The organism is Paenibacillus diazotrophicus, assembly GCF_042610465.1.
The window spans coordinates 598,497-621,458 of the sequence record NZ_JBGJZN010000002.1 but is presented as its reverse complement, the minus strand read 5'-3'; the positions used below and the strand labels follow the sequence as shown (position 1 = coordinate 621,458).

At 48.3% G+C, this 22,962-nt stretch carries 16 protein-coding genes; 5 read left to right on the top strand and 11 right to left on the bottom strand.

What is annotated here, in order from left to right:
* Positions 1-80: 80 nt before the first annotated feature.
* Both ACAN54_RS14060 and ACAN54_RS14055 read right to left on the bottom strand, forming a co-directional pair.
* Positions 81-1,445 (bottom strand): response regulator transcription factor, encoded by a 1,365-nt coding sequence (locus ACAN54_RS14060; RefSeq protein ID WP_379155759.1) that lies wholly within the window; start codon positions 1,443-1,445, stop codon positions 81-83.
* Between the two features lies 1 nt (position 1,446).
* Positions 1,447-3,132 (bottom strand): sensor histidine kinase, encoded by a 1,686-nt coding sequence (locus ACAN54_RS14055; protein ID WP_379155754.1) that lies wholly within the window; start codon positions 3,130-3,132, stop codon positions 1,447-1,449.
* A 340-nt stretch (positions 3,133-3,472) separates the two neighbouring features.
* Here ACAN54_RS14055 and ACAN54_RS14050 point away from each other — a divergent pair, with 340 nt between their 5' ends.
* From ACAN54_RS14050 to ACAN54_RS14035, 4 genes are all read left to right on the top strand, one after another.
* Positions 3,473-4,324 (top strand): ABC transporter permease, encoded by an 852-nt coding sequence (locus ACAN54_RS14050; protein ID WP_379155750.1) that lies wholly within the window; start codon positions 3,473-3,475, stop codon positions 4,322-4,324.
* Positions 4,325-4,338: 14 nt separating this feature from the next.
* Entirely contained in the window at positions 4,339-5,208 is an 870-nt protein-coding gene (locus tag ACAN54_RS14045) for a carbohydrate ABC transporter permease (protein WP_379155747.1), read from the top strand.
* A gap of 43 nt (positions 5,209-5,251) precedes the next feature.
* Positions 5,252-6,934: a type 2 periplasmic-binding domain-containing protein gene (locus tag ACAN54_RS14040; protein ID WP_379155744.1), complete on the top strand. Its 1,683-nt coding sequence runs from the start codon at positions 5,252-5,254 to the stop codon at positions 6,932-6,934.
* Between the two features lie 227 nt (positions 6,935-7,161).
* On the top strand, positions 7,162-8,280 hold the full coding sequence (locus ACAN54_RS14035; RefSeq protein ID WP_379155741.1) for a GNAT family N-acetyltransferase: 1,119 nt from the start codon (positions 7,162-7,164) through the stop codon (positions 8,278-8,280).
* A gap of 85 nt (positions 8,281-8,365) precedes the next feature.
* Here ACAN54_RS14035 and ACAN54_RS14030 read toward each other — a convergent pair whose 3' ends face one another.
* Positions 8,366-10,258, bottom strand: coding sequence for a sialate O-acetylesterase (locus tag ACAN54_RS14030; protein ID WP_379155738.1), 1,893 nt, complete (start codon positions 10,256-10,258; stop codon positions 8,366-8,368).
* A gap of 128 nt (positions 10,259-10,386) precedes the next feature.
* Between ACAN54_RS14030 and ACAN54_RS14025 the strand changes: the two genes are divergently transcribed.
* On the top strand, positions 10,387-11,238 hold the full coding sequence (locus tag ACAN54_RS14025; protein WP_379155735.1) for an AraC family transcriptional regulator: 852 nt from the start codon (positions 10,387-10,389) through the stop codon (positions 11,236-11,238).
* A 219-nt stretch (positions 11,239-11,457) separates the two neighbouring features.
* Here the strand turns inward: ACAN54_RS14025 and ACAN54_RS14020 are convergent, their stop codons facing one another.
* The 8 genes from ACAN54_RS14020 to ACAN54_RS13985 form a co-directional block, all read right to left on the bottom strand.
* Positions 11,458-12,618, bottom strand: a complete 1,161-nt coding sequence (locus tag ACAN54_RS14020) for a glycoside hydrolase family 27 protein (protein WP_379155733.1) — start codon at positions 12,616-12,618, stop codon at positions 11,458-11,460.
* A 332-nt stretch (positions 12,619-12,950) separates the two neighbouring features.
* Positions 12,951-13,967, bottom strand: coding sequence for an endo-1,4-beta-xylanase (locus ACAN54_RS14015; RefSeq protein ID WP_379155730.1), 1,017 nt, complete (start codon positions 13,965-13,967; stop codon positions 12,951-12,953).
* A gap of 38 nt (positions 13,968-14,005) precedes the next feature.
* Complete coding sequence (locus tag ACAN54_RS14010) at positions 14,006-16,051, bottom strand: beta-xylosidase family glycoside hydrolase (protein ID WP_379155727.1); 2,046 nt, start codon at positions 16,049-16,051, stop codon at positions 14,006-14,008.
* A gap of 28 nt (positions 16,052-16,079) precedes the next feature.
* Complete coding sequence (locus tag ACAN54_RS14005; RefSeq protein WP_379155724.1) at positions 16,080-17,984, bottom strand: carbohydrate-binding protein; 1,905 nt, start codon at positions 17,982-17,984, stop codon at positions 16,080-16,082.
* A 302-nt stretch (positions 17,985-18,286) separates the two neighbouring features.
* Positions 18,287-19,327 carry an ABC transporter substrate-binding protein gene (locus ACAN54_RS14000; protein WP_379155720.1) on the bottom strand — a complete coding sequence of 347 codons (1,041 nt, stop codon included), beginning with the start codon at positions 19,325-19,327 and terminating at the stop codon, positions 18,287-18,289.
* 98 nt (positions 19,328-19,425) lie between these two features.
* Positions 19,426-20,394: a galactofuranose ABC transporter, permease protein YjfF gene (gene yjfF / locus ACAN54_RS13995; protein WP_379155717.1), complete on the bottom strand. Its 969-nt coding sequence runs from the start codon at positions 20,392-20,394 to the stop codon at positions 19,426-19,428.
* The gene (locus ACAN54_RS13990; RefSeq protein WP_379155713.1) at positions 20,384-21,424 is read right to left on the bottom strand and encodes an ABC transporter permease; all 1,041 of its coding nucleotides are present in this window, start codon (positions 21,422-21,424) and stop codon (positions 20,384-20,386) included. The genes yjfF and ACAN54_RS13990 overlap by 11 nt, the downstream gene beginning before the upstream one ends.
* A gap of 8 nt (positions 21,425-21,432) precedes the next feature.
* The gene (locus ACAN54_RS13985) at positions 21,433-22,944 is read right to left on the bottom strand and encodes a sugar ABC transporter ATP-binding protein (RefSeq protein ID WP_379155710.1); all 1,512 of its coding nucleotides are present in this window, start codon (positions 22,942-22,944) and stop codon (positions 21,433-21,435) included.
* Positions 22,945-22,962 lie beyond the last annotated feature (18 nt).

The following is a 22,962-nucleotide window of genomic DNA, read 5'->3' as shown; positions in this document are numbered from 1 at the left end:
ATCCCGGATTGTGCAAAGGAGGTTTCAGTTACTTCAACATTTAATTATTCGATCATCATATCGCCGCATGGTTATGCTGCTTACTTCAGCTTAATTTGCTGCTTCCGGTATTGCTGCGGTGTAACACCATATTGCTCCTTAAAAAGCTTGATGAAATATTGAGACTTTTTATAACCCACCATGCGGGAAATATCCACCACATGCAGATTGGAATCGATCAATAATCTGGAGCCACGCTCCAGCCGCTTAATCGATATGTAGTTTGAAAGGTTTTCTCCAGTCTCCTGCTTGTAGAACTTGGAGAGGTATACAGGGTGAAGATGAACGATCCTCCCTAAGTCTTCTAGGCTGAGCGCTTCATCGAGATGTTCAGCGATATATTTCCGCACGTTACCAATAATATCTTCATTCGACAGGTCTGCTTCCTTCCCCAGCCTCGATATCGCTACAATCACAAATTCATAAGCTTCACTTGGGTTGTCCAGCCGGTGAATTATCCAGTCCATAACCTCTTCAGCACGCAGATTGTTATTGCTAATGTATAAATAATAAATCGCCTCCAGAAGATATATGATCCTCTGCTTCCGGCCCACCAATAGGGAGAACCTTTTATGAATTTTTTGAAGGGAGCACTCCCATTTCCTCGACTCCAATATTGAGAATTCTTCCACATTGTGCAGTACACTGAAGTCGCTGGGCACAACCTCTTCCTGATAGTAGAACTGATAGAACGAATCCCTGACTGAATCCTTGTGGCTAAACTGAAACGACCCTGAAAAGGTGATGAACGGGGAAGTCCTCTCCAGCTTTAGAGCCTCCGATTCAGGAATGATTCCTACCAAAGAAGGGGGTACTGCCCAAACAACAGCATCACACCCTTTAAGAATGTTCCGGAGTGCAGCTTCCTCCTCCCCGTCCGCTGGTGAACTCCTGAAGAACCGCATACGCTTTTGCTCAAAACCACTATATCCTGGTTTGAATTCCTGATATAATGCACCGTTCACGCTGAGAGCCGACAACAGATAGCCAAGAGATTCATAAGGTCCAGAGACATTAACACTTTGTGGTCTGTTATCCTCAATCACTTGGGTGACCTTCCTTATGACCTTTTCCATATCCTCTTTATCCACAGGCTTCAACAAATAATCGAACGCTCCCAGGCGGATGGCCTTTTGTGTGTATTCAAATTCCGAATATCCGGTCAGAAAAATCACCTTAGTCTTCAGCTTCAATGTACTGACATGCTCAAGCAGGTCAATCCCTGATACCTCGGGCATCCGAATGTCAGTGATCAAAATATCCGCCGGAGACACTTCCAGCATCTGCTTAGCTTCAATGGAGTTGGTCGTCGTCTCCAGCTCGCTCACACCGAATTTCTTCCAATCCAGCAAGTGCTTCAAATATTCCACGATGTAATGCCCATCATCCACGATCAATACCTTCACACTATTCGCCTTCTTCCAATTGAAAATCTATGTGTAGTCTGACCGAGAGTCCTCCCCATTCATTCGTAAAAAAGTACAAGCCGCTACTGTTACCATACGAATTTTTAAGACGCTTATTAATATTCCATAGCCCTATCCCTCTCGTCTCCGCAGGGGCCAGCTCGTTTCCGATATGTTCCATAAGCTGCGATAATTCTTCTGCGGATAATCCTTTTCCGTCATCAGACACCGTAATTTCAACACCACCGCCCAGTTCTGCGGCTTCGATGAATACACGATGGGCTCCGTGATGCTCTTCAATACCGTGTTGAATTGCATTTTCGACTATAGGCTGAATCATTAAGGGCATAATCCGTCTTGGACTTATATCTTGCGGCAACTTGATTCGGTAGTCGATCTGCTTGCATAGAGCCATAATAGCTAAGTAATGATCCGACAGCTCGAGTTCAGAAGCTAAGGTTACATGTCTAGAATCCAGCTTTGTCATATAGCGGTAATACTCAGCCAAATGCTTGCTCATCTGCATGACTGCATCCGGTGAGGTCTTCGCCATGGACATAATAAAAAACAGGCTGTTGTACAAAAAGTGCGGGTTAATCTGCGCTTGAAGCTGCTTCAGCTCTGCATTCTGACGAAGCGCCGTCTCCGTAGCAAGCGAATCAAACAACGCCTGAATTTGTTCAACCATGTGATTGAAGCTTTTGAACAGGCTGTCAAATTCGTTGCCAGGGTTCTCTTTGATCCGCGTACCATATTCACCGTGCTCCACCTGATAAAAGCGCTTGTGCAATAAATGTACATTACGGTAAAAGTTGCGGTAGAACATGGAGATAACGAACAGGCCGATGATCAGAATAACCAATATACTGCTGAAGAATACCTGATGATTCCGGTTAAGCGGATTCAGAATATCGTTCATACGCGTGTAAGTAATTAAATAAGAATCAATCGAATCTATATATTGGGACAAGATCACGAAATTCCCGTCATTCGCCTTATAACGATATTCCAAAACCTGTGTTGGATCGGAAGCTATCATCCCTTGAGCCGCCCGTACAATATCAGAATCCACTGTCCGGTCCCCAACCAGCAGCGTCTTGTTCAGCAGAAAAAAGGCATCCGCATTGTCACTATTCAGAGCCTTATCGAGCAGCGCTGTTAAATACTCAGTTTTGAGCTTAACCCCTACAATATATTGAATGTCTAACGGACTACTGGGCTGCTTGATATAGGGATAGACTGAAAAGTAGTATAAACTTCCATTTATCGTCTTCCACCCCCCTTGAGTTACCTCTTTAAAGGGTTCAGAAGTCCGGCCGCTTACCGTGGAGATGAAAGTCCCATCTGACTTCCAGTAGACTCCAACCATCTCTACAGATTGACTGGATACCAGGGTATTATTGATCATATTCCATATTTCATTCTTCTTCATTTGGGAATCATATGTGCTCAAAACCTGCTTTTGACTCTCATAATAGCGAACCGAACTATCCGTCGTATATTGAATCGCGTAAGTCCGTGCTTCGTAAAGAACGCCTTCCAGCATGCTATTCGTATAGATAACCTGATTCTTGGATGATTGGATCAGGCTCTGCTTAAGTGTCTTTGCACTGAGGGTTTCCATTACATAAAACAAAACCAGTGTAAGCGTGAGGAAAAATACAAAAAAATAAATGAAACGCTTCATGTTTATCTTTTTCAGAACAAAGACCTCCTTCTACCGCCTCCCTATAATAGCGCAACCTTCATTAAAGAAAAAGCGAACCACCTGCTTAATGCTGCCCCTTGATTAACATAGTTAAGATCTTGGCTATGATATTTATTTTGTGGCATTTCGTAATGTAAGCGCTTTTGTTAATCTTAATGGGCAGCAGAGAGAAAATGAACTCAATGAATAGGGGGTAAGGACCATCGCACAGGTACTTAACACTAGGGTTAACCAAGTAAAACCCGAAAAACTTCAAAAAGCCAGAAAGAACCCGTGGAAGAAAGAAATCAAGCAAAATTGGCCGCTATATGCATTGTGTATGCCGGCACTAATCTTCGTCCTGATATTCGCCTATGGTCCTATGGTTGGACTGGTCATGGCGTTTCAAAACTATAAGCCGTGGCTCGGAATCACAGGGTCTGAGTGGATCGGTATGGACAATTTCGCGAGGATTTTTCAATATGAAGAATCGACGCAAGCCATTATCAATACACTTATTATCGCTGTCATCAAGATTATTGTCGGGATTATTGTTCCCATTCTCATGGCAATTCTTCTGAATGAAGTTCGCAGTATCGGAATCAAGAAGAGCATTCAGACGCTGGTTTATCTGCCGCACTTCCTGTCTTGGGTCACGGTAGCCGGGATCATGATCGATATTCTGGGACTCGACGGGGGGATTAACCATTTTCTCTCCAGCCTCTTTGGAACCGAACCTATCTTTTTCTTAGGGGATCCTAACTATTTCCGTCCCACTGTAATAATCAGTGATCTATGGAAGAACTTCGGATTCGGTATGATCGTTTATTTAGCAACGATTACTGGTATCGACCCTTCCTATTACGAAGCAGCAGAGATCGATGGAGCAACGCGCAGACAGCAAATCCGCCATGTTACACTACCCAGCATGCTGTCGATGATAATCGTGATCTCAACGCTAAGTTTAGGAAGCATTCTTGATGCGGGCTTTGACCAAATCTTCAACCTCTATAATCCACTGGTTTATAGTACCGGTGACATCATTGATACTTATGTATACCGCTCCTCTCTCCTCAACGGACAGTACGGATTCGGTACGGCAGTTGGATTATTCAAATCAGGGATTAGCTTCATCCTGATTGTCATTTCTTATAGGATTGCTTACAAAATGGCAAATTACAAAATTTTCTAGAAAGGAGACTAGGCATGTATCATAAGACTAAGGGCTATAAGGTTTTTTCTTTCTTCAACCACATCCTGCTCATACTGGTTGCCCTCACATGCTTGCTGCCTCTGCTCCATTTACTTGCACAATCTTTCAGCAGCAAGGCAGCAGTCAATGGTAATCTGGTCTCCTTCTGGCCAGTTCACTTCACATCCGATGCTTATGTAAAAACATTCAGTAACACGAACTTTACCGGTTCCATGCTAATCTCCATTGTACGTACCGTCCTTGGAACACTGATAAGCATGTGTGTGATCACAACTGCCGGATATGCATTATCCAAAGAATTCCGCGGACGCAATATCCTGATGTGGATCTTCGTGTTCACCATGCTGTTCTCTGGCGGGCTAATTCCCTCTTACATTCTGGTGACCAGTCTTGGCATGAAGGACACGATTTGGGCACTGGTACTACCAGGCGCTTTCGGTGCTTATAACCTGATTCTGATTATGAACTTCTTCAAGACCATCCCGAAGGCGCTGGAAGAAGCTGCTTTTATTGACGGATCTTCTTTCTTTGGTATTTTCCTTAAAATTTATCTTCCTCTATCTCTTCCGGGACTAGCTACAGTTGGCCTGTTCATAATGGTAGGACACTGGAACTCCTGGTTTGACGGGATTCTGTACATGTCCAATACTAACAATTACCCGCTCGCCTCTTTCCTGCAGACGGTTGTCGTACAAAGCTCGGCGCAGAGCATGGCACTTAGCGCATCGGAAGCAGCGGCTATGTCGGAGCAGAGCATCAAAGCAGCCCAAATCTTTATAAGCACCTTGCCAATCATTCTAGTCTATCCATTCCTTCAGCGTTTCTTTGTAAAGGGAATCGTCTTAGGCGCAGTAAAGGAATAAACTTCTGGTTATACTACTTTTAAATATAAAGGGGCCAAAATGAATGAAGACGAAAACCACCTTTGCTATTGCTGCTTCCTCATTACTTATGGCTGGCATGCTTGCCGGCTGTGTATCGAAGAACAATACCGCTAGCTCCGCTACAGATACGGCGCTCAAAGACGGGAAATATGTTCCAACCCTAACCATTACAACTGCTAAACAGCAAGATGAGAATGCAGGCAAGTATATTAACGGCGAGAGTCTGAACGACAATGTAATGACCCGCTGGGGTGTGGACAAACTGGGTATCAAGATTGAAACTACCCTGCTCGGCGGTGATGCATCCAACTACAACACGAAGCTTCGTCTGGCTCTCACCGGCTCCGAAAAGCTGCCAGACATTATTCCGGTATATGATACTTCACTGGCAAATGATCTTATCCAGTCCGGACAGGTGAAAGAGATCACCGGAGACATCAAAAATTTCATGCCTGACCGGTTAAAAGAAATATACAAACAGTATCCGACAACATTCAACCCGATCGTCCAAGATGGTAAAGTATACGGTATGGCAATCTCCCCCAACTTGACCGAAGGTGAAGTCATGCTGGTTCGGCAGGATTGGCTTGATAAGCTCAAGCTGAAAGCGCCCACAACCATTGATGAATTTGAAAATGTAATTGCTGCCTTCACTAACGACGATCCAGACGGTAACGGTAAAAAGGATACCTACGGGTTTGATTTCTCCGGCAAGGATTCTTACAATACAGGCTGGGTCAGTGATGCCGTAATGATATTCAGTGCCTATTCCGGTAAGAATCTTCCGGGCCAGTGGTATAACGAGGATGGCAAGCTTACCTACGGATCTGTGGCAGATGGCAACAAGGAAGCACTCGCCAAGCTCCGTGACTGGTATTCCAAAGGATATTTGAATAAAGAATTGGCTACCCAAGGAGCCTGGGATGCACTCGCCGATTTCACAGAAGGCAAAGCCGGTATTATTATCGGGCGTCCATGGCTGTATGGCAGTGTTAAGGATGTAGAGAAGAATATTACGGGTGCCAAAATCGCAGTCTACCCGACAATCAAAGGCGTTAAAGAAGACAAAACCTATCAATCTGCCCAGCTTAATGATGGCGTCTTTATGTTCAACAAAAACTTTAACAACATGGAAGCATTCTTCCTTTACTATGATAAGCTCTATGATCTGGCCTTCGGAACCGGCGACTTTAAATATGGCTATGCCCAAGGTTACGACTACGATATTGTTAATGGTGAAGTTGTATTCGACCCAACCAAGTTCAATAAACCGCTGGAAGCTGTCCAAAGCCCAGGCAAGATGACATTCACCAAGAATTCACCAAGCGCCGACGGACCGGGCCAATCCTTTTATGATGTGGCTAACGGTGCAAAGCCGGATACTGGCAAGCTGTTAATGGCTGCCAGTGCCGACAAAACGATGAGAGACGGATACGCCATTTCGTATGAGAATAGCGATGTGCTGTTGCCTACTGCCTTCAACGGCCCGCCTACAAAGACTATGCAATCCTCCTGGGAGCAGTTGACGACGATGGAGAAGGAGACCTTCACCAAGATCATTTACAGCAAAGAACCTCTTGAAGCCTATGATGAGTTCGTTAAGCAATGGTACGAAAAAGGTGGAACACAGATTACAGATGAAGTCACCGAATGGTACAAGAAAGCAAACGAAGTTGACGTAATGTCTGCAATGGGCCTGAAATAACCACAGGTATTTAGCACAACTGAAACAGCCGACACCTGCGCATACCTAGTATGCTGGTGACGGCTGTTTCAGTTTCTCTAATCCAATCCAGATAGCGCCTCACTATCCATGGCGTTCATCCTTTATCTATAAACCAGCTTCTGAAGCGTAGTGAAGTGTGCTAAAGTGAGAAAGAGTAGGAGAATAGCTAACCGATTCTTATCGTTATTCACGAAAGGAGATACAACATGATTGAGTATAGAAAGGCGAAATCGAACGAACGGGAAAAACTTATTGATCTAGCCAACTTCGCATTTGATCAAGATATAGGATCACTGCTTCCAAAAGTGTACAACCAGGAATTCGATCTTTCGTCACTTCATAAGGTTGCAGTAGACGATCAGGGTTCGATCCGTGCGCAGGTAGCCGTACTGCCCGAGACCTTAAGAGTATGTGATTCCACGCTGCGGGTAGGATTCGTAGGTATTGTATCTGTGCATCCAGGGGCACGTGGTGAAGGGCATATGAAAGAATTAATGAACTTATGGCTACATGAGATAAGTGATACCTGTGATATAGCTGTGTTATGGGGTCAGCGGCAGCGATATGAATATTTTGGATTTACTGTTGGGGGCATGCAATACAAATATATCATTGGGGATGCCAATGTGCGACATGCCCTGAAGGATGTAGATGCAGAGGGTCTGTCCTTTAGTCCACTGTTCGATCTTGAAGGGGGCCAGGGCTTTGCTCATAGGGTTCATTCAAAGCAGCTTGCATATGTAGAACGTGATATACAGCAGTTACCTTTAATTTTCAGCTCTTTTCAACAAAATGCTCTCGGTATACTAGATAAAGACAGACTTATCGGCTATATGATTGTAAATGGAACTGGTGATGAAGTTTCAGAATTGATGATGGAAGTTACGAGTGATATTGAACGTACGGTTAAGGCTTATATGAAACATATGGGAATAGATAGAATAACAATTCGCACATCTGATTATGATACCGCTCTCAATCCGAGCCTTGGCAAATTTGCTGAAGAGTATGTGATTGAGCCAGCCCACATGTATAATATTTTTGATTTTGCCAATGTATTAAAGGCATACTTAACGCTAAAACATCAGACGATTGGCCTTGAGCCGGGAGAATTTTCTGCCATACTGGATGGGCAACCAGTCACCATATGTGTTGATCCTAAGGGTGTAACGGTTGACCGGAGTGCAACACCTGGCGCAGTTATCCTAAATAAGGAACAGGCGCAGACTCTCCTTCTTACCCCACACGGCCGATTCCTGAATGTATCCGCACCTGCAGGTTGGTTCCCGCTTCCGTTATACTGGTCCAAGGTGGATTTGTTTTGAATACCGTTCTTTTTTATGAAAAAACGTAATGAAGACAACAAAGCAGCGATTATCCTGTACTGGAGAATCGCTGCTTGTGACTCGGTTATACTGTTGAAAAGGGCGATGCAGGCAACCCTTCCCGATTATACAGATTGGCCGTATCCGGATTATCTGCCCATGCGTACCTCACTTGAGCGGGATCAGGAATCTCATCATGCCAGACAACAACACAATCATCTTCAATACTAGCGTTAGCCCAGATGAAGGGTTGACCAACTCCGGCAATGGCGAAATGCTTAAGTGTATCTCCATTTTTAGCGACTAATCCCCCTCCAGTATTACTAAAGTGAAGGATCATTCGTTGCCCAACCTTTTCCGCGAACTGGAACAGGGGACCTGAAGCCACTACCGCATCCTCTTTATAGACTACCCTCCGGGCTGCGAGTGCGAGCCTGTAACCAATATCTTTCTTGTTTACCGGATGGATATCATTCGATTCTCCAATATCTATAGCTACTGCCATTCCTGTCATGGATACGGCAAGTGTCTTCCGCTGCACCTCCCTTAGCTTCGCCCATTGGCTTTCGGCAGGACTATCTGAAGGCTCCGAAAAGTTGGGCAACTGCACATACAGGAAAGGGAGATCATCCATGCCCCACTTTTCTCTCCAATCAGCAATAAGTGTCTGAAACAGACTCTCGTATAATTCGGGATTGTTCAAGTTGGATTCCCCTTGGTACCAGATGATACCTTTGAGCGAATAAGGGGCAACTGGAGCAATCATGCCATTATAAAGGCCTGCCGGACGCCACTGGACAAAAGAAGGCGCAGGCATCGGACCACACTTGACTCCAATCTGATACTGCCAATCACCGCTTAAATCGAGACTTCTTTCCCCGATCTGAAGACGATAAGGCTTGCCTTTATAAAATCCGCCTTTACCGGAAACATTGACTACTCTTACGACAATCGTATTGCCCCCTCTTTGCAGAAGACCTTCCGGTATACTGTACACTCTTGAAATATACTGGCTTGTCAGAGCTCCAATCTGAACCCCGTTGAGATAAACGGTATCTTCATCCACCACATTGCCGAGCTCAAGCATCGCTGGAAGCCCCAGTTCACCAGAGTGAACTTCGAATTCCTTCCGGAACCACACACTGCCGTTAAAAGATCCTAAGCCCTCTTCTTCCCAATAGGAAGGCACTGGAATAGAAGACCAATCTGAAGCATTGAAGGCCGGATCATAATAAGGCGTTCCGCCGACAGCTAAACCCGCGTCATTCTGATTGACGTAGCCGTACCACTGCTCTTGATTGACTTGATCTTCTTGCGCCAATGACTCCAGGTACTTCTTGTCCTTTAGCTTCCGTAACTCCTCTGCAGCATTCGGAAAAGGTGCAAGGGCTTCCTCGCTCATAAACGCTTCAATCGGTGCCCCGCCCAAACTGGCCTGAATCAGCCCAATCGGCACGCCGTTCTGCTCATATAGCTTGGCTGCAAAGTAGTATGCCGCAGCAGAGAAATTCATGATGCTTATAGCATCAGCCGCTTCCCATCTTCCAGATTCAATATCAGCACACGGTTGTTCAAAATTATATACTACCGGAATCAATAATTGCCGAATCGCGTCATTCCCCGCATTGGCAATATCTTCAGGAAATGCTTGTTGAAGCGAAACCATCTTCATTTCCATATTGGATTGGCCAGAACATAGCCATACATCGCCCAGCAGAATATTCACGAGCCTGAGACGTTCCGTTCCGTCCCTGGACTCAATGATCATCTCAAAGGGCCCACCCGCATCTCCCGTCTGAAGACTGACTTGCCATCGTCCATCCATCGCCGCAATCCCGCTGTAGATCAGATCCTTGAACCGGACATTGACCACTTCTCCTGCTGGTGCCCATCCCCAAATCTTGACACACGAGTTCCGCTGTAATACCATGCCGTCACCGAAAAGACGCGCCAAACGGATCTTTTTTAGGCTCTGCATAAGCTATAACACTCCTTTTATATCGAACGGATTAATTAAAAGCTCTATGTTTCTTCACTAATTTGCTTTACCATATTTATATTATGGCATTTAACAATAGAGATCGGTTAAGAACGGAGAATCATTCAATGTACTACGATTTCAGCGAGCGTTCCATTATAAAAGGGAATGGTTATAAGCCTCCAAATTCACACAAATGGGGACCTGGTGTCCGCGATGTTTATGCCCTGCATTATATTGTAAGCGGTAAGGGCTATTTGGAGACAGGCCATGCCACTTTTTCTTTGATGACCGGCGAGAGCTTCATGATATTCCCTGATACGGAAGTCTATTATTATCCTGATCCGCAGGATCCGTGGGAGTATTATTGGATTGAATTTAACGGGCTTGAGGCCTCACGCCTTTTGTCGATGATTAATATTGCCGCTGATCATCCGGTCCTGAAAGCCTCACCGCAAGATTTCAAACCACTTTTTCATAGGGTCAACAGTGCTGGAATAGAGCCGTTCGAACGAGAGCGTTCTGATGCAGGTCTACATTTGTTATTGTCTTATTACATGGAGCATTACCCTAGTGATAAAGTTTTTTTCAAAAAGGACTATGTACTAGCAGCAAGAGATTACATTGAAAGCAACTTTTGGAATCCATCATTATCTGTTTTGGATGTAGTTGAATTTGTGAAGATTGAGCGCAGCTATTTGTTCCGGTTATTCAAGGAAGAAAACGGCGTCTCCATTTCTGGTTATCTTACCGCCTTCAGAATTCAGCGTGCCTGCGAATTATTGACAAATTCCCAGTTATCGATCAAGTCATTGTCCTATTCCGTTGGCTATCAGGACCCGTTGTATTTTTCGAAAATATTCAAAAAAGCAACTTCATACACTCCGTCACAATACAGAAAAGCACACTGCCCGGCAAATGATGCCCATTACGCCATAAAGGAGCAACCTGCGGCAGGCAGTCATGATATTTCTGTCTGATCTAAGCTTAGCGAAACAGCACACAATTCCCGGATTCTCGGAAATATTTTATCAACTGCTCAATAGGGCCGCGACCGCATTTCAGTTGCTCGCCAAGACAGTCTATACACAGGAAATCTTTAGCATTTCGCGTAACAAGCTTCAGGTATATCGCCACATCATCCGTCATTAAGGGAACTCCGCAGGTTCTGCATGTCCTATTCATGTTCATGCTATCCCTTACACCAATTTCGCCCGCACAATCAGACAATCATGAGCTGGAACTACAGGAGCATATCTTTCTTTAAATGTACCGATTTCTTTATGCTCCCAGCAGTCATATAACAACAGCGATTTTCCCGAAGCATAGGGTAGTCCGATATCCCAGAATTGCAATGACATCTCCCTTTGCCCATCACTTAAATTGAAGAAACCTATGGCAACGTCTCCGTCCGTTAATACCTTCACCAGCATAAACACATCATCCGTATGAAACCATTGCGGTTCCGGCTTGATGCGATAAGCACCGCGGCCTTCCACATCCTGATTAATGGCGATCAAATCCTCATTCATCAGAATATCCTTAGTAGCCTGATTGGCTCTGCGGATGTCACTGCCAATCATTAGCGGAGACCCCATCAAGCTCCATAACGAAAAATGGGTCTTATACTCTACATCGCTGCAACCGCCAACCTGGCTTCCGATAAAGTCACTGTTGCTGCCTCCGTACATGCCGACAACCAGCATATCCATATCATTATGGCAATAGGCTCCTGTATAAGAGGCTTTGTCAAGCTGTGATAAAGCCAGGCCTTTAATCGAATCCCAGCTATCCTGAATATCCCCTGTGGACCGGTACATATGAGCGCCTGATTCACGAATCCAGTGATATACATTGTCCTCGCCCCAATTGCATGCCGAGAACAGAATCTCTCTTCCGCAGTTTTTTAGCGCGAGACTCATTCGCTTGTACAACAGTTCCCCTGAAATATGTCTGGGCTTGAAGCAGTAATCATACTTTAAGAAATCAACGCCCCATTCTGCCAGTAATTCGGCATCCTGAAATTCATGTTCAAAGCTCCCCGGATATCCTGCGCAGGTGTGTGTCCCTACACAAGAGTACATTCCGAACTTTAATCCCTTGGAATGAATATAATCTGCAAGCGCCTTCATTCCGTTCGGGAATTTGGCTGCATCAGCAACCAGCTTGCCATCCTTGTCTCTTTCTTTCAGGCTCCAGCAATCATCAATTACAATGTATTCATATCCCGCATCCTTGTACCCCTCTGCAACAAGCGCATCGGCAGCTTCCCGGATGAGCTGTTCGTTAATATCCCATGTAAAGGTATTCCAAGAATTCCACCCCATAGGTGGGGTCAAACCGAGTTGGTATTGGTTCATAAAAGTATTCATCCTTTCGTGTAACCCGAAGATTAAGTGTAAGAACTAAGGCTGTATTCTTTATGTATTTAATCACAGACGACTCTTGTGATCCATAGCTTAACGTTGCTTTCATATGTACATTTGTTGCTTTTCTACGAAAAATAGAACCCCATGTAATTCACCTGCAAAAGGGCTGCTCACCGCGCGCCTTTACGCAAGCGGGAACAGCCCTCTAGAAGCATACTTAGTGAATGAGTCCAACCCCTATTGTCCATGTCCTCAGAAGCTTGAGTGTGTCATGGAACTCAAGACTGTGGCTGACCAGAGACCCGAACAAAATTCAAGCCTGTTCAGTCTTCCGTACCCGATTGAAAATCCGTGTAGTCACTGGTAGTTGTAACACCACTGCTGGTCGAGCTGCCCAGATATTGCTTCAGCCATTTCAGCGCCGGGCGCTCCGAGCCATTGGTATTCACCAGGTGGGTATTGGCGGCCCAGGTCTGATTCTGGATGTAACCCCAGAGGGTTACGCCCTTCACAGCAGAATTCTCCCACAGTACAGGGAATTTCTCTTTGTATCTGGCAAGCTGTGTGTTGTCGTCGCCGGTGATGTCCAGTTCAGAGACGTAGATAGGCAGGCCCGTGGAGGATAGCTTACCCAGTACAGTTCTCATGGTACTCACACTTACATTGTCCATATTGAAGTAATGGCACTGGATGCCGATCCCGTCGATCAGGCCTCTGGACTTCAGGTGATTGATAATGGTCACATATTGATCGGTCAAGCCCGGGTCACCGATAATGCCATATTCATTGATGAGCAGCTTGGAATTCGGGAACGCGGCTCTGGCTTGCTGGAAGGACCAGATGACCCAATCCCAGCCGGTGCTTCCGTCACCGCCGATAGCATTACGGTAGGAAGGCTTGGCATGCAGCGGCTCATTGACTACATCCACGAATGCGGACTTGGAGTAGCGTTGTCCCGCCGCGGCAATCCATGAGGTCACCTCCGATTTCTGATCCGCCGCCGAAAGGCCGGCAACCCATGAAGGCTCTTGACTTCCCCAGACCAGCGTATGGAATTTGAAGGGGATGTTCCGGCTGACCGCATAATTATAAGATGTATCCGCACCGCTCCAATTCATGTTGTTGCGCGTGCCTTCAACCGCTCCCCATTTGGTAGCATTCTCAGGTGTTACCTGATTCCAATAGTTGGCGAAGTTACCGGGAACACTGCCAGCAATGATATTTCCCAGGAACTTTGGCCCACTAGTAAGCGCGGCGCTGGCGTTCCCCGACATCACGGACGCGAGCAGGACACCGGCTAAGGCCAAACCGCTTACGAACTTTCCAATTCTGGTTTTCAACTCAAATCATCTCCTAATTCATAATGGATTCACCACGGCTATTCCAGACGTAAATAATCAAAATCAACAAAACCGCCCGCTGATTTCGTTGCGTAATTGAACAACGCAAACCGGTAGCCCATAAAATGGGGCAGCGTATAAGACATCTGAAGCGTATTGCCAGCCGCTGTCCAATTACTTCCATCAAGGCTGTAGTAGAAGTAGGCCTTATCTGTCTGATTGGTGAAATCACAGACCACCTTCAGATAGACTCTGTTCTGGCTGATTGGCACATTTGCCACTTCGGCTATAGACCCGGAGCCGGCATTGACCATCACGATAGACTTGGAATTGCCGGACATTTTCACGCCTACAAAGCCATACTTGGCTTGAAATGCTGCCAAACCGGCATAATCCCCATCCTTCATTCCGCTAGTCTCCAGAGCAGTAATCCCTGTACTTTTCGGTCCGAATGTCCGCTGAGTCAGTGTGTTCCGGGCCTCCAGAATACTGGAGCTTACCTTGCCCGTGGTCAATCGCATGAAGCCGGGACGCTGGGTCAGTGACCACTTCGCAGGATCGGGATTATGGTTCCACTGCCATACCTTGGCAAGTCCCGCTCCAGACGAAGCTGTTCCTGCAAATGACACATCATCTACATAAAAATCCATCAGGTCATTTGTGGCATCCGGCGTAGAGCTATAAGGGGTCTCAAGAAAGATAAACGTCTGCGACAGATCTGCACCGGCGGGCAGCGTGTAGGTGCCCTGAATCGTGCCCCACTCCCCTTTAGTCAATGTGGTAGACCCAAGAATCGTAATGCCGGTGTAGCTTGGGCCATTCTGGATGTCGAAGTTAAATGGCTTGGTAGCTGGGCCTGTGGTGTATTTGACCTTTGCCGAGAAGCTATAGACTGCGCCGGGAGTTACTTTGCCGGTGAGATCCTGCTTCGGTCCGGCCCCTGTCTGCTGTCTGCCGGTGACCTGCAAGCTTCGGGAACCGCTGTAACGGTCCGCTGCAGTGGAGGCAACGGTTGCCGTATTGTTGGGAGTCCATGGGCTGATAGCGGCCTCTTCAAAACCTCCGTTCACAATAAGCTCCGCAGATGCGGAAGCCGATGTGAACTCATCGGACGCATATACCTTTTTCACGGGATAGCCTTCTGCTGGCATGTTCAGGGTCCGCGGTGCTGTGCCGCCGGTACCAAAAACCGGCCAGTTGCCCACCCAAGACACGGGAACAAGATACGGCATACGCCCGACTGCTCCGCTGTCCTTGAAGAGCATGGCATACCAGGAGCCGGAGGGCGTGTCCACTATTCCCCCTTGGGCAATGCCTGAATCGTTAAGCGATACCTGGCCCGTATAAGTTCCCGTCAAGCTGGAGGACCGGTAGGTCAATTGGGTGCGTCCGCTTCCCGAAGGCCAGCAGATCAGAAAGACATAATAATAGCCGTTAATCTTCTGGATATGCGCGCCTTCGGCCTTTACAATGAAGCTCGAGCCGGCAATATTACTGGAGCCGGGGATGATGACCTGGTTGAGCCCCCCGGACTTGATGGCTTTGGCATCCGCCGTCAGCTCGATCAAGCTGATATTATCGGAGCCGTAGACCAGAAACACGCGTCCGTTATCGAACAGCAGCGATGCGTCATGATAATAACTTCCCAAGACAGAGGAGGTCCATGGGCCGCTCTCAATGTTCTTGGTCTGATAAATATAGGTTTTACCGGTTGAATTAGAGCCAAAGGACACATAGTAGATGCCGTTGTTGTATCTGAGGCTGCTTGCCCAGGAGCCTTTACCATATTCATTCTGGCCGTTATTCAAATTCTGCGCATCACCGCTCGCATAGGTATCGTAGACGTAGTTTACGATTTCCCAGTTCACCAGGTCATAGGACTTCATGATCGGAACACCAGGGTTCATATGCATGGTGGTGCTGGTCATGTAGTATACATCGCCTACCCTGATTACATCATTGTCCGGGGCATCGGCATAAATAAACGGATTGTTAAATGTCGAAGCGCCCACTGCAGAAGGATTCAGTATCAGGCCTATCCATAGCGATATTGCCAACAAAAACATACCTGTTTTTTTGACCATAGTGCTTGCCTCCTGCCTGGTTATACGATCATAAGCTCCACTCAATGTAATCCACAAAAGCATCCCAGGTTCCGTTGTCGGTGGTTACGAGCAGCTTGACCTCCTGATTTCCGGTAGCATGGGCCACATTGGATAGGGTCTGAACGGTAGGAGTGGTTCCACTGAAGTAGAAGGAGCCAACGGTCGTCCCGCCGATTTGCAAATCCACTCTGGCCGTGGCGGAATTGCTTGAGGCTCCCCGGACAGAGATGTTGTGCGTGCCATAGGCAAAATACTGATTGAACGCAGCAGCATCATCACTCCCATACAACGCAGCCCCGTTAAACGGGGAAGTGGTCTTCCCTGCATAGGTGCCGCTGAGCGTCATGTCCTCAGCTTCAACCTTATTTCCGGAAGGAGCAGTGGTGCCCGCGGAGAATTGCCAGTAATCGAGATTAAACAAATTGCCCGAGCCTGATCCGGTGAATACCAGATAGAGTCTGTGGACCCCGGTCACATTGCTGACAGTGGTCTCTACCTCCTTCCACGTCTGCAGACCTCCGGTCGATGGGACATTAAGCGTTCCAACCAATGTGCCTGCTACGCTGTCCAGCCGGATTTCGATTTTGCCGCCTGTGGTCGAGGCCACGTTTGCCTTGAAGGAATTGGCGCCGGAACCGAAATCCGCGTTGCCTAAGGCAATCCAGTCTCCATTGTTAATGCTGGTCACATTCATATTGCTTACAGGACCGCCTGCAGCCTGAGTAGGTTCGGTGGCAATGCCTGCGTTCCAGCCGATCGTCTCGGCTTCCACCCGGGTAAACGGATTCAGATTGGTAATCTGGGCAATACCCGCCATGTCTCCCTGAACCTCTTGAATGGTCCCGTCCGCATTATAGACGAGCTTATTGATATGCGGGGAGCGGTAGCCTTTGCCGTCTCCCAGTACGGCCTTCGCCACAGTCTGGGCATGGTACACTACGTACCATTGGTTGTTGAAGTTAAATACCGCATGGTGATTGTTGCCGCCTACACCGAAGAAGGTATACGGATTCTTCAGAAAATGTCCGGTATACGTAAAGGGGCCCATGGGACTGCTGCTCACCATATAACCGATTTCACCTGCCGGATAAGCAGACGGGTGAGTGCCGGAGAAATTAATGCAGTAAGAGTAATAATATTTGCCCCCATACTTGTGGATTCCAGAATCCTCGAACATATAAGGGGCATCAATTGTAGATGCGCTTCCAATAATGCTCGTCATATCCGCACCCAATTTCAACACCCTGGCTGTTTTGGGATTAGCCACAGAAGCCGGGTCCGAGGTGTTGGGAATGCCCCCGCCGCAGTACAGATATCCGTTACCGTCGTCGTCCACCAGGACAGCCGGGTCAAACAGCCAGGTCACGCCGGACATTCCGGGTGTGCTGCCTGTCACGAGCGCTTTGCCAAGCGGGTCCTTCCAGGGACCGGTCGGGGAATCTGCCGTTAACACGCCGAGGCCTGAAGCACCATTTGCAAAATACAGAAAAAATTTATCCTGACCGTTGATTTTTTTTACCACCGCTGAAGGTGCCCATGAGAGAGAGGCCCATTTGGCAATGCCGGCTCCACCGTTTGCATTATTGGCTCCGGCCACAGGGATGGACCCGTGATCTGTCCAGTTCACCATATCGGCGGAGGAGATGACATTGATTTTGTTCAAGGCGCTGAAATCATTGTCCTTCACAGTTCCGTTACTATTATAGACGTAGGCATCGCTAGACATATAAACATAGACTCTTCCGTTATATGTCAGCGCAAAGGGATCGGCTCCCAGCTTATGATCCATCAGCGGATTGGAGCTCCCCGGCTGCTTAGCCGTGGCATTGTTTGCAGCATGCACTGACATCATAGGCAGACAGCTAAGCAATAAAACAAAGGTAAATGCAATTACCGAGAGTTTTTTAAACATCGACATACCTCCATTAAGAATGATTTGTAATCCCTTCCAATCTATTGCGTCACAAATCCCGGGTTGCTGGGCACCCTCCTCTCAACTTGAATTCTTTGAAAGATTCTACTAATATTTTCTATTCGAGATCATTTTAGTATATTCGGTATACGGGAACAATGCAGTTTTTTGTCTGAAAGGTTGAAATTTTTTGGTATTTCTACGGAAAAATAAATAGAAACGGCTGCCCCTTCCATCCCTGGATGATGCAGCCGTGCGGAATTATAACTTATGAGAGCTCTTTGTCCCAATCGCTTCCTGTATCAATATTTACGGTTCTCCACCTCGATGCCCGCCAGTTCCTGTGTGAAAATATCTTCAGGGGTCACCATTCTCTTAGGCAGTGTCCGCCCGCTCATGATTTCTTTGACAGCCTGCATGAGCAGCGGACCAAGCAGAGGATTGCACTCGACCACAGCATTAATATTCCCATCGGTCATTTGCTCGAACGCCCGCCGTGTGCCATCCACTGAAACAATAATGATATCGACTCCCGGCACAAGTCCCGCCTCTTTGATGGCTTCCACCGCACCGATCGCCATATCGTCATTGTGAGAATAGAGCACCTGGGGCCACTTCTCCCTTGGCTGCTGTAAAAAAGTCTTCATCATCTCGCGTCCGCCGCTTTGTGTGAAGTCCGCCGGCGCCGTCTGCGTAATCCGGAAGTTCGGTTTGCCCTCAAGCATCTTCCGGAAGCCCCTTCCCCGGTCAATCGACGGCGTTGAACCTACTGTACCCTGCAATTCGGCAATTTGGATGACTTCGTTATGATGCCGCATTTTGTCGATCACATATTTGGCAGCCTTGATGCCTTCTTCATAGAAGTCAGACCCGATAAAAGTGACATAATAGGAACTGTCCTCCACATTGACAGACCGGTCCAGGATGATGACGGGAATCCCCGCATGCTTAATCTCCTTCAGGATGTCTTCCCATCCGGTCTGCACTACCGGTGCAATTGCAATAATATCCACGTTGCTGCGGATAAACGAACGGATGGCCTCGAACTGCTTGCGCTGATCCTGTTCGGCATTCTTCATCATGAGAATGATTCCTGCCTCTTCAGCAGCTTCCCGGATGGACGCACTATTCGCCTCCCGCCAAGTACTCTCTGAGCCAAGCTGGGAGAAGCCTAGCCGAATGGGCCTTGACATGGCCCTGTCCGGGGACGGCTCCAAGCTATCCTCCACCGCAGGAGAGCTATGAGGCACCACCGGTGCCTGTACGTTATTATCCTGGCCGCTCCAGCAGCCGCCAAGCGGCAGCAGCAGCAGCAGGACCAGGCACCATTTCACTGTCCTCATCAGCATCCCCCTCCATATGATAGCGATTTCAATTATATCCCAAAAGCATTGGAAGACAAGAGTGCTTTTTCTCCCAATGCAGGTTTTATATTGATATGCTATTGCTTTAGCGTCGCGCGCCTGGAGCTTAATACCCGCTGCAAGAGAATGAATACGAACAACAGCAGGCCGATGGCGATCTTGGTCCACCAGGAGCTAAGCGTTCCCTCGAAGCTGATGATCGTCTGAATTACACCCTGAATGAGCACTCCGAAGAAGGTGCCGAGGACGTATCCCACACCTCCGGTCAGCAGGGTACCGCCAATCACGACAGCTGCGATCGTATCCAGCTCGAAGCCGACAGCATGAAGCCCATACCCGGACAGCATGTAAAAGGTGAACACCACACCAGCAAGCGCCGAGCAGAAGCCGCTCAAGGTATAGACTAACACCTTGGTCCGTGCCACCGGAAGACCCATCAGCAGCGAGGACTGCTCGCTGCCTCCAAGCGCATACACGTTACGCCCGAACCGGGTATAGTGAGCGATGTAGATAGCGGCGGCGACAACTACCAGGGCGATGATGGCGCTGACGGAAAGGAAGCTTCCGCCCGGCAGCTGAATTTTGGTCTGGGCAACGGCAGTATAGAAGGAATTATCAATTGTAATCGTATCAATACTGATGACATAACACAGGCCGCGGGCCAGGAACATTCCCGCCAGTGTTACAATGAACGGCTGAATCTTAAAGTAATGGATCATCGCCCCCATGGCGCTGCCGAACACGGCTCCCATCAGAAGCACCAGCGGAATCACAACCGCTGGCGGCCAACCCTGCTGCTGCACCAGACTGGCGGAGACCATCGTCGATAGAGCGATAACAGAGCCGACGGACAGGTCAATGCCGCCCGACAGGATCACGAACGACATACCGACAGCCGTGATTAGCAGAAAGGCATTGTCAACCAGCAGATTCATAAGCACCTGCAGAGAGAAGAATCCGGTATACCGGAAGGAACCGGCTCCGAACATAACAAGGAACAGCAGAACGGTGACGACCATCGGAATATATTTGCGGTTAAGAGACATGGCGTGATATCCCCTTCTCTGCTGGATAATGCCGCGTCTTCCAGCGTGCGGCAATGGAGGCGCGGAATGTTTCTGACTGGATCAGGCAGACTGCCAGCACTACAAAGGCTTTGACGACCAGTGTAATCTCTGGAGGGACGCCGATCATATAGATCGTTGTGGTCAGTGTCTGGATAATCAGCGCTCCAATCACAGTGCCGGTGAGATAAAAACGTCCGCCGTTCAGTGACGTCCCCCCGATCACCACTGCCAGTATGGCGTCAAGCTCATACCAGAGACCGGCATTGTTGCCGTCGGCGCTGGAGACATTCGAGCTAAGCAGCAGTCCGGCGATGCCTGCGCATAAGCCGCAGAATACATAGACCGACAGGATGACCCAAGCCGAGCGGATGCCTGACATCAGGCTGGCCGTCGGATTGCAGCCAACCGATTCAATGAACAGACCCAGCGCAGTCTTGCGGGTCAACAACACGGCGATGACCACAAACAGAGCAACGACAAATATTGAAAAGGGTAGCGCGGCCAGAGAACCGGAACCAATATAGGCGTATTTGCTGCTGGTGACCGTAATAATCTGTCCGCCGGTCACCAGTTGGGCAATTCCCCGACCCGCCACCATCAGAATCAGTGTGGCGATAATCGGCTGAATGCCGGCCACGGAGACCAGCAGTCCGTTCCAGGCACCCAGCACAAGCGATAGGCCGATGGCCAGGAGCACTGATAAAAGAATCAGGCCCAGCGCGTTCTGGTCCTGGCCTCTGCTGATGCTCAGGCAAGCGATTGCGCCTGAAATGGCGACAATGGAGCCGACAGATAAGTCAATCCCCTTGGTTGCCACCACCAGTGTCATCCCGATTGCCACCAGGATAAGAGGCGATCCGAAGTTGAGGATATCAATCAGACTGCCGTACAAATGCCCGTCGTGCATCGTGATGGAGAAGAAATCCGGCGAATAGCACAGATTGAACAGCAGCAATGCGGCCAGTACACACAGCGGCCAGAATAAATGATGTTTAACCATTGTACCCATGATACGTTTCAGCCTCCCGCAATGGCCTGCATAATATGCTGCTGGCTCATATCCTTATCTGAGATTTCCTTCACTTTACGGCGGTCGCGCAGGACAGCAATCCTGTCACTGACCCGCAGCACCTCCTCCAGCTCGGAGGAGATGAACAGGAATGACATCCCCTGGCGCGAGAGCGACAGCACCAGCTTTTGAATTTCCGCTTTTGCTCCAATATCAATCCCCCGCGTAGGCTCATCCAGAATGAACAGTTGAGGTTCTGTCAACAGCCAGCGGGCCAGCAGCACCTTCTGCTGGTTGCCGCCGCTCAGATTCTTGATCAGATGATCGGGACTGGGCGGATTGATGTTCAGCATGCGGATATATTCCTCTGCCATTTCCTCCTGCCGCTTACGGGAGATCGTCTTGAAGGTCCCATATTTGGCCTGCAGCGCAAGAATAATGTTTTCTCTTACGGTCAGATCGCCGATAATCCCCTCCGTCTTGCGGTTCTCCGAGCAGAAGGCAATCCGGTGCGCAATGGCTTCCCGGGGGGAATGCACCGTTCCTTGCGTTCCCGGCAAGGTCAATTTCCCAGAATCCGGCCGGTCAGCGCCGAAGAACAGCCGGGCGGCTTCTGTCCGGCCGGAGCCAAGCAGGCCCGTCAAGCCCACTACCTCTCCTGAGCGGATCATCAGATCAAACGGCTCGATCCCCCCTTTGCGGCCAAGTCCTTCCGCCCGGATCAGTTCGTTGCCCAGCGTATCCTTGTACTCTTCGGCCAGACTTGGCAGCTCTTCCAGCAAACTCAGATCCTTGCCGATCATTTTCATAACCAGCTCCATCCGGGTCAGCTCCTTGACCATATATTCACCGACAAATTCTCCGCCCCTCAGTATGGTGACCCGGTCCGAAACTTCGTACATCTGATCCAGGAAATGCGTGACAAATAAGATCGACAGACCGTCCTTTTTGAGCTTCCTCATAATCCGGAACAATTGCTCCACTTCGATCTGATCCAGACTTGAAGTCGGCTCATCGAGAATTAGTACCTTGGCGGAAATATTCAACGCTCTGGCAATCGCGATCAACTGCTGTACCGCCACAGAATACATATGCAGCGGGAGGGTAACATCAATTTGCACATTCATCCGCTCCCGGAGCAGTTCCGCCGCACGCCGGTTCATTTCCTTCCATAGAATCCGTCCAAATTTCCGCGGTTCTCTTCCGATGTAGATATTCTCCGCGACAGTCAGATTGGGACACAGGTTAACTTCCTGATAGACAGTACTGATCCCCGCCGCCTGTGATTCTAACGGGCTGCGGATGGCAAGGGGGGCGCCGTCCATCTCCACATTTCCTTCATCTATCGGATACACGCCAGTCAGTACTTTAATCAGTGTCGACTTACCGGCGCCATTCTCTCCCATAAGGGCATGCACTTCACCCGGAAACAGGCGGAGGTCCACATCAGTCAACGCTTTTACACCCGGAAACCGTTTGTGAATCTTCGTCATTTGCAGTATGGGCTTCAGTGTGCTCATTCTCGCATCCACTCCCTG